The sequence below is a fragment of the Streptomyces sp. SA15 genome (genome assembly GCF_002291145.1).
Lineage (GTDB): Bacteria > Actinomycetota > Actinomycetes > Streptomycetales > Streptomycetaceae > Streptomyces.
Genome location: NZ_NTGE01000109.1, coordinates 33,934 through 48,631, shown reverse-complemented (window position 1 = coordinate 48,631; position 14,698 = coordinate 33,934). Strand labels below are relative to the sequence as shown.

Annotated in this window: 15 protein-coding genes; 9 read left to right on the top strand and 6 right to left on the bottom strand. The window is 70.8% G+C overall.

Annotated features, from left to right (window positions below; translation table 11 throughout):
• Positions 1-92: 92 nt before the first annotated feature.
• Both CLM62_RS24285 and purU read left to right on the top strand, forming a co-directional pair.
• Positions 93-593, top strand: coding sequence for a hypothetical protein (locus CLM62_RS24285; protein ID WP_095752013.1), 501 nt, complete (start codon positions 93-95; stop codon positions 591-593).
• Positions 594-714: 121 nt separating this feature from the next.
• Positions 715-1,596 carry a formyltetrahydrofolate deformylase gene (gene purU, locus CLM62_RS24280; RefSeq protein ID WP_095752012.1) on the top strand — a complete coding sequence of 294 codons (882 nt, stop codon included), beginning with the start codon at positions 715-717 and terminating at the stop codon, positions 1,594-1,596.
• An 18-nt stretch (positions 1,597-1,614) separates the two neighbouring features.
• On the opposite strand, the gene CLM62_RS24275 is transcribed toward purU, so the two are convergent.
• The 3 genes from CLM62_RS24275 to CLM62_RS24265 form a co-directional block, all read right to left on the bottom strand.
• A complete protein-coding gene (locus tag CLM62_RS24275; RefSeq protein WP_143659136.1) occupies positions 1,615-1,848 on the bottom strand; it encodes a hypothetical protein in 234 nt (77 codons plus the stop codon).
• A 130-nt stretch (positions 1,849-1,978) separates the two neighbouring features.
• A complete protein-coding gene (locus CLM62_RS24270; protein ID WP_373559182.1) occupies positions 1,979-3,544 on the bottom strand; it encodes a maleylpyruvate isomerase N-terminal domain-containing protein in 1,566 nt (521 codons plus the stop codon).
• The gene (locus CLM62_RS24265; RefSeq protein ID WP_095752010.1) at positions 3,541-4,122 is read right to left on the bottom strand and encodes a sigma-70 family RNA polymerase sigma factor; all 582 of its coding nucleotides are present in this window, start codon (positions 4,120-4,122) and stop codon (positions 3,541-3,543) included. The genes CLM62_RS24270 and CLM62_RS24265 overlap by 4 nt, the downstream gene beginning before the upstream one ends.
• Before the next feature lie 339 nt (positions 4,123-4,461).
• Here CLM62_RS24265 and CLM62_RS24260 point away from each other — a divergent pair, with 339 nt between their 5' ends.
• Positions 4,462-4,842, top strand: a complete 381-nt coding sequence (locus CLM62_RS24260; RefSeq protein WP_095752071.1) for an STAS domain-containing protein — start codon at positions 4,462-4,464, stop codon at positions 4,840-4,842.
• Positions 4,843-4,857: 15 nt separating this feature from the next.
• Here the strand turns inward: CLM62_RS24260 and CLM62_RS24255 are convergent, their stop codons facing one another.
• The gene (locus tag CLM62_RS24255) at positions 4,858-5,325 is read right to left on the bottom strand and encodes a hypothetical protein (RefSeq protein ID WP_095752009.1); all 468 of its coding nucleotides are present in this window, start codon (positions 5,323-5,325) and stop codon (positions 4,858-4,860) included.
• A 162-nt stretch (positions 5,326-5,487) separates the two neighbouring features.
• Here CLM62_RS24255 and CLM62_RS24250 point away from each other — a divergent pair, with 162 nt between their 5' ends.
• The gene (locus tag CLM62_RS24250; RefSeq protein WP_095752008.1) at positions 5,488-6,000 is read left to right on the top strand and encodes an EF-hand domain-containing protein; all 513 of its coding nucleotides are present in this window, start codon (positions 5,488-5,490) and stop codon (positions 5,998-6,000) included.
• A gap of 114 nt (positions 6,001-6,114) precedes the next feature.
• On the opposite strand, the gene CLM62_RS24245 is transcribed toward CLM62_RS24250, so the two are convergent.
• Entirely contained in the window at positions 6,115-7,653 is a 1,539-nt protein-coding gene (locus CLM62_RS24245) for a class I adenylate-forming enzyme family protein (protein ID WP_095752007.1), read from the bottom strand.
• Positions 7,654-7,798: 145 nt separating this feature from the next.
• Between CLM62_RS24245 and CLM62_RS24240 the strand changes: the two genes are divergently transcribed.
• From CLM62_RS24240 to CLM62_RS24225, 3 genes are all read left to right on the top strand, one after another.
• A complete protein-coding gene (locus CLM62_RS24240) occupies positions 7,799-8,953 on the top strand; it encodes an acyl-CoA dehydrogenase (RefSeq protein WP_095752006.1) in 1,155 nt (384 codons plus the stop codon).
• An 8-nt stretch (positions 8,954-8,961) separates the two neighbouring features.
• Entirely contained in the window at positions 8,962-10,017 is a 1,056-nt protein-coding gene (locus tag CLM62_RS24235; RefSeq protein ID WP_095752005.1) for an acyl-CoA dehydrogenase family protein, read from the top strand.
• Between the two features lie 527 nt (positions 10,018-10,544).
• Complete coding sequence (locus tag CLM62_RS24225; RefSeq protein ID WP_095752003.1) at positions 10,545-11,006, top strand: ATP-binding protein; 462 nt, start codon at positions 10,545-10,547, stop codon at positions 11,004-11,006.
• 439 nt (positions 11,007-11,445) lie between these two features.
• Here CLM62_RS24225 and CLM62_RS24220 read toward each other — a convergent pair whose 3' ends face one another.
• Positions 11,446-12,381, bottom strand: coding sequence for a cyclase family protein (locus tag CLM62_RS24220; RefSeq protein WP_095752002.1), 936 nt, complete (start codon positions 12,379-12,381; stop codon positions 11,446-11,448).
• A gap of 84 nt (positions 12,382-12,465) precedes the next feature.
• On the opposite strand from CLM62_RS24220, the gene CLM62_RS24215 reads away from it, so the two are divergent.
• Entirely contained in the window at positions 12,466-13,377 is a 912-nt protein-coding gene (locus CLM62_RS24215; protein WP_095752001.1) for an SDR family NAD(P)-dependent oxidoreductase, read from the top strand.
• A 132-nt stretch (positions 13,378-13,509) separates the two neighbouring features.
• Entirely contained in the window at positions 13,510-14,676 is a 1,167-nt protein-coding gene (locus CLM62_RS24210; protein WP_095752000.1) for an acyl-CoA dehydrogenase family protein, read from the top strand.
• Positions 14,677-14,698: the final 22 nt, after the last annotated feature.

Below are 14,698 nucleotides of genomic sequence, written 5' to 3'. Positions count from 1 at the left end.
TAACCCGGGTGTGCTCCTTGGTTATCTGTTGGTGACCTGAAGGTGAACAGAGGGGGGCCGATGAGGCTTCTGTGGAGGGGAACGTACGATCGATGACCGTGCAGGATTCGGAGAACTCTTCCCGTCGCGGCCGTCGCTCCTCCACCATGGGCGGCATGCCACACAACGACATGCCGTGGTGGCGCTGGCGCAGCAATGTGCGCTCCGCGCTGCACATGCTCTCCGATCCGGTGTTCCAGCGGGACGTCTGGCTGGCCGGCGGCGAGGGGTACGGGGACGTCACCGACGCCGTGTACCGCCTGGTCGAGGACACCTGGCTGGACAACTGGTCCGCCGAGAAGTACGTCGGCACGATCTTCCGGGACTCCCAGGAGGCCGCGCTGGTCGACACCGCCGTACTCCGGGTGCTGCGGATCATGCACCAGGTCGGCCCGGACGCGCCCGTCTCCGCCTACGTCGACCACCAGGCGTGGCCGGAAGCGGTCAGGGCGGCGAGGGACGCGCACGTCCGGATGGCGATGGCCGACGGCGAGGACCCGGACGCGCCACCGCGCACGCTGGAGGTACTGCGGATACTCACGCGGTCGGCCTGAGGCGCTCGGCCTTGATGCGGCCGGCCTCGATGCGGCTGGCCTCGATACGGTCTGCCTCGATACGGTCTGCCTGACGAGACGGCGGGTGGGCCCGGGCGCCGCATATGGGACCCTGTCCCGCATGAACGAGCAGTCCACCCGAGCCGCCGCTCCCGCCGACCAGTACGTCCTGATCCTGTCCTGCCCCGACAAGCAGGGCATCGTGCACGCCGTGTCGAGCTACCTCTTCATGACCGGCTGCAACATCGAGGACAGCCAGCAGTTCGGCGACCACGACACGGGACTGTTCTTCATGCGCGTCCACTTCTCGGCGGAGGCGCCGGTGACCGTGGACAAGCTGCGGGCCAGCTTCGCGGCGATCGGTGACTCCTTCCAGATGGACTGGCAGATCCACCGGGCCGAGGAGAAGATGCGGATCGTGCTGATGGTCAGCAAGTTTGGCCACTGCCTCAACGACCTGCTGTTCCGCGCCCGCATCGGCGCGCTGCCGGTGGAGATCGCCGCCGTGGTGTCCAACCACACCGACTTCGCCGAGCTCGTGGGCTCGTACAACATCCCCTTCCACCACATTCCCGTGACGAAGGACACCAAGTCGGAGGCCGAGGCGCGGCTGCTGGAGATCGTGCGCGACGAGAACGTCGAGCTGGTCGTCCTCGCCCGCTACATGCAGGTGCTCTCCGACGACCTGTGCAAGCAGCTCAGCGGCCGGATCATCAACATCCACCACTCCTTCCTGCCCAGCTTCAAGGGCGCGAAGCCGTACCACCAGGCGCACGCGCGCGGAGTGAAGCTGATCGGCGCCACCGCCCACTACGTGACCGCCGACCTCGACGAGGGCCCGATCATCGAGCAGGAGGTCGAGCGCGTCGGCCACGACGTGACCCCGGACCAGCTGGTCGCGATCGGTCGCGACGTGGAGTGCCAGGCGCTGGCGCGGGCGGTGAAGTGGCACGCGGAGCGCAGGATTCTGCTGAACGGGCGCAGGACGGTCGTGTTCGCGTAGGGCGGTTCCCCACAGTCCCTAGCGCTCCAGCCGCCGCATGAGCAGTCTGTCCAGCGCCGTGCCGTAGTGGACCGGGTCGATGTCACCCTCGAACACGATGGCCAGCTCGGCGGACTTGACGTCCGGGGACACGCAGTAGTTGACCATGCCGCCGTTGGACGTGAGCAGCAGCCGGGTCGAGGCGATGTCCTGCTCCTCGTCCCAGTCGGCCACGCCGTCCGGCTCACCCGCCAGCTCGGCGAGCGTCTGCATGTGCCGGGGGTGCATCGGGCCGAACTCGCCGACATGGCGGGCACCCTTCGCATCGCGCTCAGCCGCGGCGAACGCATCCCCCGGAGCCAACCGTGAACATCACCCGGCCCTCGAAGCAACCGACGGCAACCTACATCCGGCTCAACGACGCCGCAGCGAACAGGACGTCCCTGATCGCCTCCCGGTCACCGAGTTGCCCCGCCGCCGCCTCCGCCGGAGACACATGGCCCGCCGCCAGCCGGCAGAACTCCACGCCGTCCAGCGCCACGTGCGCCACCTCGTGCTCGGCGGAGCCCACCGCGCCGGGGGAGTCCAGCGGGATCAGCCACTCGCCGCCCCCATGTCCCTCGATCTCCAGCCGCAGGCTGCGGCCGGGCGCGCCCGCCGGGACGAGGTGGCGTCCGAGTGCCGGTGAGGCCATCCCGTTCTGCCGCCGTACGGCCAGCGCGCCGGGCAGCATCCGGGCCGCGAGGTCGATCATGCGGTTGAGATGGCGCGGGGAGGGCGGCTTGTACGGATAGTCGACCGCCTCGGCGATGTCCTCCGCGTGCACCCAGCACTCGAAGGCGCGGTCCAGCATCGCGTCGTGCAGCGGCAGCTCGCAGCCGCCGTACGACACCGCCGGCTTCCCGGCGCCGCCGCCGGTGAACGACACCGTGCGCACCAGGTCGTGGCTCTGCTCCCGCCAGGGCGCCCGCACGGAGCGGGTGGGCGGGAAGTGCGAGGCCCGCCAGTACGCCTCGGTGCGGGCGGACGGCGTGGGAGCCTGCGCGACGACGCCGCCCAGCGGGTCGTCGAGCCCGAGGGCGACCGCGACCAGCCCGTCCACGGACAGCAGGTGGGCGATGACGCCGGCGACCGTCGTACGACGGCTCGTCTCCTTGTCGGCCCTGAACCAGCGCAGCCGCACGGGCGCGTGCCACTCGGCGTCGCCGAAGTCCTGCAACAGGGCGTCGAGGCGGGCGGCCTCGGCGTCGTACGGAGCCGCCCACTCGGGCACCGGGATGCGCGGCGGGCGCCGGTCCAGGCAGCTCTCCAGGACGCGGGTGCGCAGGCCGGGGTCCAGGTCGAGGCTCTCCGGGCGCTGCAACAGGCCGACCGCCTCGCGCAGCCGCAGCGCCTCGTCCGCGCAGGAGCCGCAGTCGCCGAGGTGTTCCTCGACGGCCGCCGTCTCCTGAGCCGAGCAGGCGGCCAGCGCCCAGGCACCGAGGAGCGACTTCAGGACGTGGTGCTCCAGGACGAGCGGGGCGGGGGCGGGCCGGGGTGCCAGGTCTCCCAGCTCCTCCAGCGTGGGCAGCGGCCGGTCGCCGTCCTCGACGGAGGCGCGGGGCATGGGTATGCGGGGCGGCGGCTGGTGGGGGTCGGGGCTGTTGCCGCCTCCGGGACCGCCGCCTCCCGGGCCGTCAGGGCCGTTCGGGCCGCCTGATCGGCCTGGATCGTCTGGACGGTCTGGATCGCCTGGACGGCCGGGACCGCCTGGACGGCCGGGACCGCCTGGGCGGCCGGGACCGTCTGGGCGGCCGTATTCGACCTGCTGCTCGTCCGTGTCGTCCTTGCCGTCCTCGCTGCTCTTAGCGCCCTCGTAGCCCTCGTAGCCCTCGTCGCCCTCCTCGCCCTCGCGGGGGCTGCCGTACCTCTCCTTTTCCTCGTCCTCGCCGTGCTCGTCGTATGCCTCGAAGCGCCCCGCTCCGCTCACACCGCACCCCCGTATCCGGGCGGAGCCCCCGGCGCCGCGGCGTTGTGGGCGGTGGACAGCAGTTGTAGGCCAAGGCGCAGGCGGCGTCGGGCCTCGTCCTCGGTGAGGCCCAGGTCGGCGGCGGTCTGGCGGTAGTCGCGGCGGTGGAAGTAGGCCATCTCCAGGGCGGCGCGCAGTGGGACGGGCATGGACTGGACGATGTAGTCGGCGCGGGCGGCGACCGAGGCGTGGCGGACCTTGCGCTCCAGTTCCTCGGTGGAGCCCTGGCCGTTCCGGGCGAGCGCGGCCGTTTCGGTGTCGCGCAGCCGCTGTACAGCCAGATGGTGGGTCAGCGTGGCCACCCAGGAGCGCAGGGGGCCCTGTTTGGGGTCGTAGGCGTCGGGGTGTTCCCAGACGTGGGCGAAGACGTCGCGGGTGGTGGCGTCGGCGGCGCGTTCGTCCCCGAGTACGCGGTGGGCGAGGCTGTATACGAGGGAAGCGAAGCGGTCGTAGAGCTCGCCGAGGGCGGCCGCCTCACCGCGTGCGAGCCGCTGCTGCATCTTGCGGTCCCAGCGGGGCGGTGCGTCCTTCTTCGCCATGCGGCCCCCTCACCCTGCCCGTCCCCGGGTCAAGCCTGTGCCCACCGTCTCCTCGAATGTAGTCGGCACCTCCGACAACGCACGCTCCTTTGTGGCAATGCGCGCCCCCTGACGGTCCGCAGGTGGTAGTGGACCTTGACGCGCACGGCCCCTCGCACGCGGCGTCTACCCACGCAGCGTGCGATCAGACCTGATCGAACAGGATCGATTGAGTCGGAAACAAGCCTCTTTCGATTAGTTTCCGTTTCTCGGGCTGTGTTTCAGGGAACGGCCGCTGGGCAGCCGCGCTGCAAGGAAGCGAAAGGATGGCTTCCGTTTGCGTTCCGGCGGATGAAGGGCATGGTGGTGGCGTTCAATGTGACCGACAGTGGGCAGGGCGAGTGGGCCGTGCTCAGGGTGTCGGGCGAGCTGGACCTGGTGACGTCGCCGGCGCTGCGTCAGCGGGTGCACGACGCGGTGGCCGAGGGCCGCCACAGCCTCGTCCTCGACCTCTCCGAGGTCTTCTTCTGCGACTCCAGCGGTGTCGGCGTCCTCATAGCCTCCCGTCGCCTCATCCGCTCCTGCCAGGGCCGCCTGCGCCTGATACTGCCGGCCAACGGAGCGGTGGACGGCTCCCACGTCAACCGGGTCCTGGGCGCGCTGGGCGTCCGCCGCCTGTTCGAGGTCCACGCGGACCTGGCGTCGGCTCTCGAGGAGGACGCCGATCCACTGTCGGCGTGATTCCGTGCGAGCCGGTCAGCCGACGTCCCGCCGTGAGGCCACGACGTACGACTGGATCAGTGCGTTGGTCTGCGCCCGCCGTCTCCGGTGTTCGCAGGCGTCGTCCGTCTTGTGCACCTCCGACACCTTCTTGAACGCCTCCCGGGCCTGCCGCCTGATCTCGTCCCCGCCCGCGAGCATCTCGACTCGGAACAGCGTCTGCTCCGCCTGGGACCGCAGATCGTCGGACCGGGCCTGCGCGGCCCTGTTGTCGTCCTCGTGCCCGGGCTCGTGCTCGTAGGACCAGCGGGCCACGAGCACACGCCGATAGCTCACCAGCGCGCCCGCATATGCCGAGTAGGCCTGCAGCCGCTCCTGCCGGAGCCGTTCGTCGCGCGCGAACCCCTCCGTCCGCTTCAGCGCCCGCCCCTGGAAGTAGTGCGTGACCGTGACGCCCAATAACGTCCCCACCACCGCTATGACACTCGCCGCAATCGCTTCCACACGGCAAGTGCAGCGCACGACACGCCTGCTCTGCCACACCGTTGTCCCGAAATTCCCCCGGTCTTGGCACAACCGTCCTTTTCGCGCGCCCGGAGGGCCCTCGGCGTCGTACGCTCCGTGCCAGCATGCACCCGACGTGACGTAAAGGCGGCTCGAAGAGACATGGTCAGCAGCGAGTACGAGCGCAGGATCGCCGCCCGGTTCGCCACCTTCGATCAGGACGGCAACGGCTATATCGACCGTGAGGACTTCAGCGGGGCGGCCAAGGCGCTGCTCGCGGAGTTCGGTACGGCGGCCCGCTCCGACAAGGGACAGGCCCTCTACCTCGGCGCCGAAGCGTTCTGGCAGGGCATGGCCGGCATCGCGGACCGGGACGGCGACCAGCGCATCACCCGGGACGAGTTCGTCGGCGGCGCGGTCAAGCGCCTGCGCGACAACCCGGAGCGGTTCGCCGAGATCGCCCGCCCCTTCCTGCACGCGGCCCTCGATCTGGCCGACTCGGACGGCGACGGAAAGGCCACCGTCGAGGACACCGTACGGGTGCTGAAGGCGCTCGGTGCGACCGAGGACATCGCCCGCACGGCGGCCGCCACGCTCGACCAGGACGGCGACGGCAGGGTGGCGGAGACCGAGATCGTGTCCGCCTTCGCCCGCTACTTCACCGTTCCCGAGTAGCGCTTCCGCTCCACCGGTCCCGCGTGACGCGCCTGTTCGCCGGTCCCGCGTGACGCGCCCGTTCGCCGGTCCCGCGTGACGCGCCTGTTCACCGTCCCCGCGTGACGCGCCCGTTCACCGTCCCCGAATGACCGTCACGTCACCATCCCCCGCCGTCCTCGAAAACCGCTCCCGGAGCTTGTACTTGAGCACCTTCCGCAGCGTCTCGCCCCGCGGAAGGGCGTCGACCACCTCCAGCCGCTCCGGCAGCTTGTGCACCGACAGCCCTTCCGCGCGCAAATACGACGTCACCGCCTCCAGGGTCAGCACCCCGGCCCCCGGCGGCTGTTCGACCACCGCGCACACCAACTCCCCGCGCGCCGCGTCCGGCAGTCCGATCACCGCCACGTCCCCCACGGCTGGATGCCGGTGCAGCAGGTCCTCGATCTCCTTGGCCGAGATGTTCTCGCCCTTGCGGATGATGACGTCCTTGAGCCGCCCGGTGAGCACCAGATGCCCGCTGTCCGTCAGCCGCCCGAGGTCACCGGTGCGCAGAAACCCCTCCTCGTCGAAGGCCTCCGCCGTCTGGGCCGGATCCAGATACCCCTGGCACACGGCCTCCCCGCGCAGCCGCACCTCCCCGTCCACGATCCGGATCTCCATCCCCTCCGGCGGTCGCCCCTCCGTGGTGGCCAGGTTCTCCGCCGTGTCGTCCGGCGCCCCCATGGTGATCATCGGCACCTCGGTCATGCCGTAGCCGTGGGTGAGCCGCACGCCCATCTCGCGTACGACGGCGTGGTACAGCTCCGGCGGCTTGGGCGCCCCGCCGCCCGCGAGCAAGCGCAGGGTCGGGACGACCGGGACGCCCGGCTGCTTGCGCTGCTCGGCCAGGAACATCGAGTAGAACGCCGTAGACCCGCCCGCCATCGTCACCCCGTGCCGGCGGTACCCCTCCAGCGCGTCCGGCAGCGTGAACTGCTCGAACATCACCGCCGGGAAGCCGTACAGCAGCTGCATCACCATGTAATCCGGGCCGCCTATGTGGGCGTACGGGAAGGCGATCGAGCCGACGTCGGACGCGGAGGGCCGTAGCGCGTGGGCGAGGCAGGAGCCGCCGGCGATCAGCGAACGGTCCGTGTGCAGCACGCCCTTGGGGGCGGACGTCGTCCCCGAGGTCCAGTAGATCCAGCGGACCGAGGTGCCCTCGGCGGGCGGCGGGGGCAGCGCGGACGGATCGCCGTCCGGCAGGCGGTCGTACGCCTCGAAGACCCCCTTCGCGCCCAGCCGCCGCGCCATCTCCGCGTGGTCGAAGCCGCGCCACTCGCCCGGTACGGCGAAGTACTCCGCCCTGGACTCCCGCAGCGCGAACCCGACCTCGCGGTCCCGGTAGAAGGGGATGACCGGCGTCTGTACGGCGCCCAGGCGGGCCAGCGCGGAGGACAGCACCGCCGTCTCGATACGGGTGGGCAGCTGCCAGGCGACGACCGTGCCGGGGCGCACGCCCATGCCGTACAGCCCGGCCGCCACCCGCTCGGCCCGGGCGCGCAGCTCGCCGAAGGTCAGGGAGCGGTCGTCCTGGAGGAGGACGGGGCGGTCGGGGGTGAGGTCGGCGCGGCGGGCGGCCAGGTCCCAGAGGGTGCGGGAGGTGCTGAGCTCGTGGGCGGTGTCGTTCACAGCGGCCCCCTGTGGCAGTTAGCTGACGGCTAGTCAGATCGTGGCAGAGCGTAGGGCTCGGCGCCTTGTCGGTCCAGAGGTGCGGGGCTAGCCTTCCCGGAGAGTCAGAGATCTGACGAGCCATCAGATCGGGTTGGGTGGGTGCATGGACCTCGCGGACACGCCCGAAGAGCGGGAGTTCCGGGCGCGGTTGAGGGAGTGGCTGGCGAAGGTGCTGCCCACGCTGCCCCGGAAGCCGTCCCCCGACGACTGGCCGGGCCGTCGCGCCTACGACCTCGGCTGGCAGCGGATGCTCTACGACGCCGGGTACGCGGGCCTGCACTGGCCCGTCGACGCCGGCGGCCAGGGCGCCACCCCCACCCAGCACCTGATCTTCCTGGAGGAGACGGAGAAGGCGGGCGCCCCCTATGTGGGGGCCAATTTCGTCGGACTGCTGCACGCGGGGCCGACGATCGCCGCCGAGGGGACCGCCGAACAGCGGGCGCGCTGGCTGCCGCCGATCCTCCGGGGCGAGGAGGTGTGGTGCCAGGGGTTCAGCGAACCGGACGCCGGCAGCGATCTCGCGGCGCTGCGCACGCGCGCGTGCAGGGACGGTGACCACTACGTGGTGAGCGGGTCCAAGATCTGGACCTCTCATGCCGAAGTCGCCGACTGGTGCGAGCTGTTGGTGCGGACGGACCCCGAGGCGCCGAAGCACCGGGGCATCACCTGGCTCGCCCTGCCCATGGACACCCCGGGCATTACCGTGCGGCCCTTGAAGACCCTCGCCGGCTCGGCCGAGTTCGCCGAGGTGTTCCTCGACGAGGTGCGGGTTCCGGTCTCGGGCCGGGTCGGGGACGAGAACGACGGCTGGCGCGTGACCATGGTGACGCTGTCCTTCGAGCGCGGCACGGCGTTCGTCGGCGAGGTCGTGGCGTGCAGGCGCGTGCTGGGCGAACTCGCCCGTACGGCACGGAAGAACGGCCGCTGGGACGATCCGGCGCTCCGGCGGAGGCTGGGCCGGCTGAACGCCGAGTTCCGCGCCCTGTGGCGGCTGACGCAGTGGAACGTCAGCGAGGCGGAACGCACGGGTGGCGTACCGGGCGTGGGGGGTTCGGTTTTCAAACTGAGGTACTCGCACGCGCGGCAGGAGCTGTACGACACCACAGCCGAGGTTCTGGGGCCGGACGCCCTCGATCTCGACCGGCCGTGGGTGCTCGACCGGCTGTCCTCGCTGTCTTACACCATCGCGGCCGGCACCTCGCAGATCCAGCGGAACATCGTGGCCGAGCGGATCCTCGGACTGCCGAAGGGGCGGTGAGAGCGAGCATGCGATTCCAACTCACCGATGATCAGCGGGCGTTGCGGGACGGTGTACGGCAGCTGCTGGCGCGGCGGTTCGACCGCGAGGCGCTGTGGGCGGCCGTTCGGGCGCCGGGGCTGGATCGGGCGCTGTGGCGGGAGCTGGGCGAGGCCGGGTTCTTCGCGCTGCGGCTGCCGGAGGAGGACGGCGGGGTCGGACTCGGCCTGCCGGAGGCGGTGTTGGCCTTCGAGGAGGCGGGACGCGCGCTGCTGCCGGGTCCCCTGGTGGCCACACACCTCGCCGCCGGGACCGTGCCGGGCGCGGCCACCGGGGAAGCGGTCGTGACCGCCGTGGACGGCGGGCTGGTGGAGTGGCTGGCGGAGGCGGACGTCGTGCGGGGGGACGCGTCGGGGGCCGTAGCGCTGCGGTCGGTGGATCCGCTGACGCCGCTGCATCGGGTGGCCGTCGGGAGCGCTGCGGAGGTGGCCGCCGGGGGCCCTGCGGAGGTGGCTGCCGGGGGCCCTGTGGAGCCGGCCGTCGTAAGCCCTGCGGAGGCGGCCGTCGTAAGCCCTTCGGAGGCGGCCGGGGTAACCCGTGCGGAGCCGGCCGCCGCATGCCCTCGGGAGTCGGTCGCCGTAGACCCTCCGGATCCGGTCGCCGTAGACCCTCCGGATCCGATCGCCGTGCTCCTCACCGCTGCCGAGCAGTTGGGCACCGCCACGCGCGCGTGCGAGCTGGCGGTGCAACACGCCCGGGCGCGTGAGCAGTTCGGGCAGCCGATCGGGGCCTTCCAGGCGGTGAAACACCTGTGCGCCGAGATGCTGGTGCGGGCGGAGGTGGCCCGCGCGGCGGTGTACGCGGCCGCCGTCACCGCCGACCCGGTCGACATCGCGGCGGCCCGGCTGCTCGCCGACGAGGCCGCCGTACGCGGCGCGCGGGACTGTCTCCAGGTGCACGGCGGCATGGGCTTCACCTGGGAGAGCGAGGTCCACCTGCATCTGAAACGGACATGGGTGCGAACACGACGTGGCAGCGAAGTTACGGAGAGTGAGGAAGTGCTCGCGGCCGATCTGCCGGCCTGAGGAGTCGTCGAGGGCGCTGGGCTGCGACATCACGCGGCCGGCCGGGACGGGTGTCACGGATCGTGGCATACCGGAATTACGGAGCGTTGATATCGGCTTGTGTCCTATGCGTGACTCGTCACGTCCCGGAGTCGGCCGCTTGCTCGGGTACCTTGTGTGGGATGCGAGTGGTTCCGAGCATGAGCCAGGCCGGTGTTGCCCCTGGGGCGGCTCCGGATCCGGCGGTGCGCGCCGCTGTTCGCAGGGTGGGAAGGCCTGTTGACCCCGCCTGTTCGACTCCCCGCGACGAGCGTCGCACAGTATGCCGCACGGGTACTCCTTCGCGCTGGAATATGCCCGAAGCGCTTGTTGGCGTGACTGTACGTCAACCATGCTGTCCCACAAGGGATTCACGTTCCGTGACCCCGACTTTGGCCATTGTTCTGGCCATGCAAAAAATGGCTACGATCGTGGCCCTCGTGGCCCCCGTGAGGCGCGAGGCTATGTGTCCACCGGTTCGGATGGTGTGAGCGGTGCAGGTGCTTCAAGTGCAGCTGGAGATCCGGCCCGACCCCGCGGAGGTGGGGCGAGCTCGGAAATGGGCCCGCTCGCGCCTCGCCGGGTCGGGCATAGAGGACGACGAGTCGCTCGCCGAGACGCTGATCCTGCTCGTCTCCGAACTCGTCACCAACGCCGTGGTGCACACCGGCTGTCCGGCCGTACTGCGGCTGTCCCTGCCGTCCGGAGCGGCGGAGTCGGCCACCGTCCGCCTCGAGGTGGCCGACCGCAGTGACCGCGCCCCGGTGCCCCGGTGCGTGGACGGCGAGCAGACCGGCGGCAGAGGCCTCGCTCTCGTCGACGGCCTCGCGGACCGGTGGGGGTGGAGCCCCGAGGGCGCGGGCAAGCGCATCTGGTGCGAACTGGACCGGTGCGCCCAGTCCCGGGAGGCCGCGGCGGCCTGCGGGGGCGGCGCTTCGGCGTACGAGGGGCTGGCCTTCGAGGCGGTGTGACCGGCGCACGGGTGCCGGCGCACAGGTGCGGCGGTCCGGTGACGGCTCGATAAGTCCCGGTGGTTCGGCGCACGGTCGCAGAAAGCGCTGTCCCCTCTGATCATCGGTAAATCCGTGCGCCGGGATGTGCTTCCGTGCGCGCCCATGACATAGAGGGCATAAGTAATAAATCCCCGTACGGGTGTTGACGCCGCGTGTCCGTTTGATCACGCTTATGGTCAGCGATTCGCCGCGAGGGGACGACGAGGGTTTCGGTGACGGAAGCCCTCGACGAGTGTGGGTCGTGATTCGGCGTCGGCTCCCTTTCGGGGCCAAGGGGGGCCGATGGGGGTCCCCCGCTCGAGCGAAGTCGAGAGCGGGGGAGGGTACGCCGGAGTCGGATGGCGGCGCGCGATGCCGTGCTCGGGGCGGGCAGGGGCGCGCCGCCAGTCGGCCTTCCTCAGAGCAGTGCGACCGGGGCCACCGGGGTCCCTGTCGCGCCGACGAACGGCTCGGGCATCGCCGACAGCAGGAACGTGTAGCGGCCCTGTTGTCCACAGGCTGTGGACAACTCTTCGAGATTCCAGTTCTGGCCCTGCAGCATCCCCATCTCCACGAGATCGAGCGCGTGCACAGGCAGCCACAAATCCTCTATCTCGGGCGGAAATATCTCAAAAGTGAGCGTGTCGTTCGCGACCGCGGCGACATCGCGCGCGTGGAACCACTCCGGGGTACGGATCGACAGCCCCGGCGACGGATAGCCGTACGCGTGCTTGTCGCCGGCGAGGTACACCTGGATCTGTCCGGTCCGTACGAGCACGATGTCACCGGCACGCACGCGCGTGCCCGCGAGTTCCTCGGCGGCCTCCAGATCCTCGGGGGTGACGGCGTGCGAGCCGTCGAGCCGGTCCTCGCCGCGCGCCCGGGCCACGTCGAGCAGCACCCCGCGCGAGACGACGTGCCGCGCCTTGTCGATGCCGCTGAACTCGGCGCCGCCGTGCGGGGTGATGGAGTCGGCCGGGCGGCCGTTGTAGAGCCTGCCCGAGTGGGAGACGTGGGTCAGCGCGTCCCAGTGGGTGGCCGCCTGAAGGCCCATGGTCACGGCGTCGTCGCTGCACGCCACCGTCCCCGGACCGAAGATCTCCTGGTTGATCTGCACCATGGCGTGCAGGGGGTTCACCCGCCCCGGCATCATCCCGGTCTGCACGCCGTCCTGCCGGAGCGGAAGCGCGAGGGGGACGCGCCGCCCGCTCCGGACGCACGCGGCGGCCTCACGCACGACCTCGTCGGTGATCAGGTTCAGCGTGCCGATCTCGTCGGCGGTGCCCCAACGGCCCCAGTTGTTCACGCGCTTGGCGATGTCTTGGAACGCGGGATGGAGCGCAGGCGATGACATCTGTCCTCCCCGGGGCTTGTGTGCGTCGGTGTGGCGGGCCCTAAAATCTAACGGACCGTCAGAAACCGCGGGAAGGGGCCGGGCGTGGGGAACTTCTTGGCAGGCAAGGTCGTCGCCGTGACGGGCGCCGGGCGGGGGATCGGGCGGGCGGTGGCGTTGGCCGCGGCGGCCGACGGGGCGCGGGTCGTCGTCAACGACTACGGCGTGGCGGTCGACGGTGCCTCGCCGACGAGCGAGGTCGCCGAGTCCGTGGTCAAGGAGATCGAGGCGGCGGGCGGGGAAGCGGTTGCCGTGGCCGACGACATCTCGACGATGGCGGGTGGACAGCGGGTCGTGGATGCGGCGGTGACGTCGTACGGCCGTATCGACGGGGTTGTGTGCGTGGCCGGGATCCTGCGGGAACGGATGCTGTTCAACATGGCCGAGGAGGAGTGGGATCCGGTCGTGGCGACCCATCTGAAGGGCACGTTCACCGTGTTCCGGGCGGCGTCGGCGGTGATGCGGAAGCAGCGGGCGGGGACCTTGATCGGGTTCACCAGCGGCAACCATCAGGGGTCCGTGTCGCAGGCCAACTACAGCGCGGCGAAGGGCGGGATCATCTCGCTGGTGAGGAGCGCTGCGCTGGGCTTGCACAAGTATGGGGTGAGCGCGAATGCCGTCGCCCCGGTCGCCCGTACGCGTATGTCGGCGAACGTCCCCATGGAGCTGACGGAGATCGGCGAACCCGAAGACGTGGCGGCACTGGTGGTCTACCTGCTCTCGGAGCGGGCGAAGGAGCAGGGTGTGACGGGCCAGGTCTACACGATCGCGGGCCCCAAGCTCGCGGTATGGGCCCAGCCGAGAGAACTGCGTGCCGCGTACACCGAGGGCTCTTGGACGCCGGAACGCATCGCGGATTTTCTGCCGGGGACGGTGGGGGTGGATCCGATGCCTTTGCTTGAGCGGGTGGCGGGGATGGAGAAGGCGGCGGCGCGGGGAGATCGGCCGAACGCCTGATGGCTCGGGGGGACGCGTTGTAGGGCGGCTGCGGGTTCGTTGTGGTTGCTCGCGCCCACGTGGCGGAGCCGCATATGTCACAGCCCCGCGCCCCTGGGGTCGCTGGACGCACCCCATGCTGAGAGGAGACCCGTGGACTTCGGATTCACCGTAGAGGACGAGACATTTCGAGCCGAGGCGCGAGAATGGCTCGCTGCCCATGCCGACGGCGCCCCGGACCGCCGTACCTGGGAACGCACCCTCGGCAAAGCCGGCTGGATAGGCCTCGGATGGCCCGAGCCCGGCTACGGCAACCGCACCGCCACCCTCACCCAGCAGGTCGCCTGGGCCGAGGAGTACGCCCGCTCGTCCGCACCTCCGCGCTCCGGGCACATCGGCGAGAACCTCCTCGCCCCAACCCTCCTCGCCCACGGCACCGACGACCAGAAGTCCCGCTTCCTCCCCCCGATCGCCGCCGGTGAGGAACTCTGGTGCCAGGGCTACAGCGAACCGGGCGCCGGCTCGGACCTGGCCGGCGTGCGCACCACGGCGGTGCGTGAGCCGCAGGGGGCGTATTACCGCGTCACGGGGCAGAAGATCTGGACCTCGCTCGCCCACGAGGCCGACTGGTGCTTCGTTCTCGCCCGTACCGAACCCGGCTCACGGCGTCACCATGGTCTGAGCTTCCTCCTCGTCCCCATGGACCAGCCGGGCCGTATCGAGGCCCGCCCCATCCGCCAGATGACCGGCACGAGCGACTTCAACGAGGTCTTCTTCGACGGGGCACGCGCGCGCGTGGAGGACGTCGTCGGAGGCGAGGGCGACGGCTGGCGCGTCGCGATGAGTCTTCTCGGCTTCGAACGCGGGGTCTCGACGCTCGCCCAGCAGATCGGGTTCGCACAGGAGTTGGGGCGGGTCGTGCGGACCGCTGTCGAGACGGGTGCGGTGCGCGATCCCGTCGTACGGGAGCGGCTCGTCCGTCAGTGGGCCGAGCTGCGGACGATGCGCTGGAACGCCCTGCGCACGCTGGGGAGTTCGGGTGAGCCGGGCGCGCCGAGCGTGGCCAAGCTGCTGTGGAGCGGGTGGCATCAGCGGCTCGGGGAGCTGGCGATGCAGGTGCGGGGCGCCCAGGCGGTCGTAGGACCGTCGCACTGGTCGCCTTCGGCGCCGTACGAACTCGACGCGTTTCAGCACATGTTCCTCTTCTCCCGGGCCGACACGATCTACGGCGGCTCCGACCAGATCCAGCGCACGATCATCGCCGAGCGCGTGCTCGGCCTGCCGAGAGAGCCGAAGGCCGACAGGGCCGACAAGGGCTGACAAGGGCTGACAGGGAGCTGCG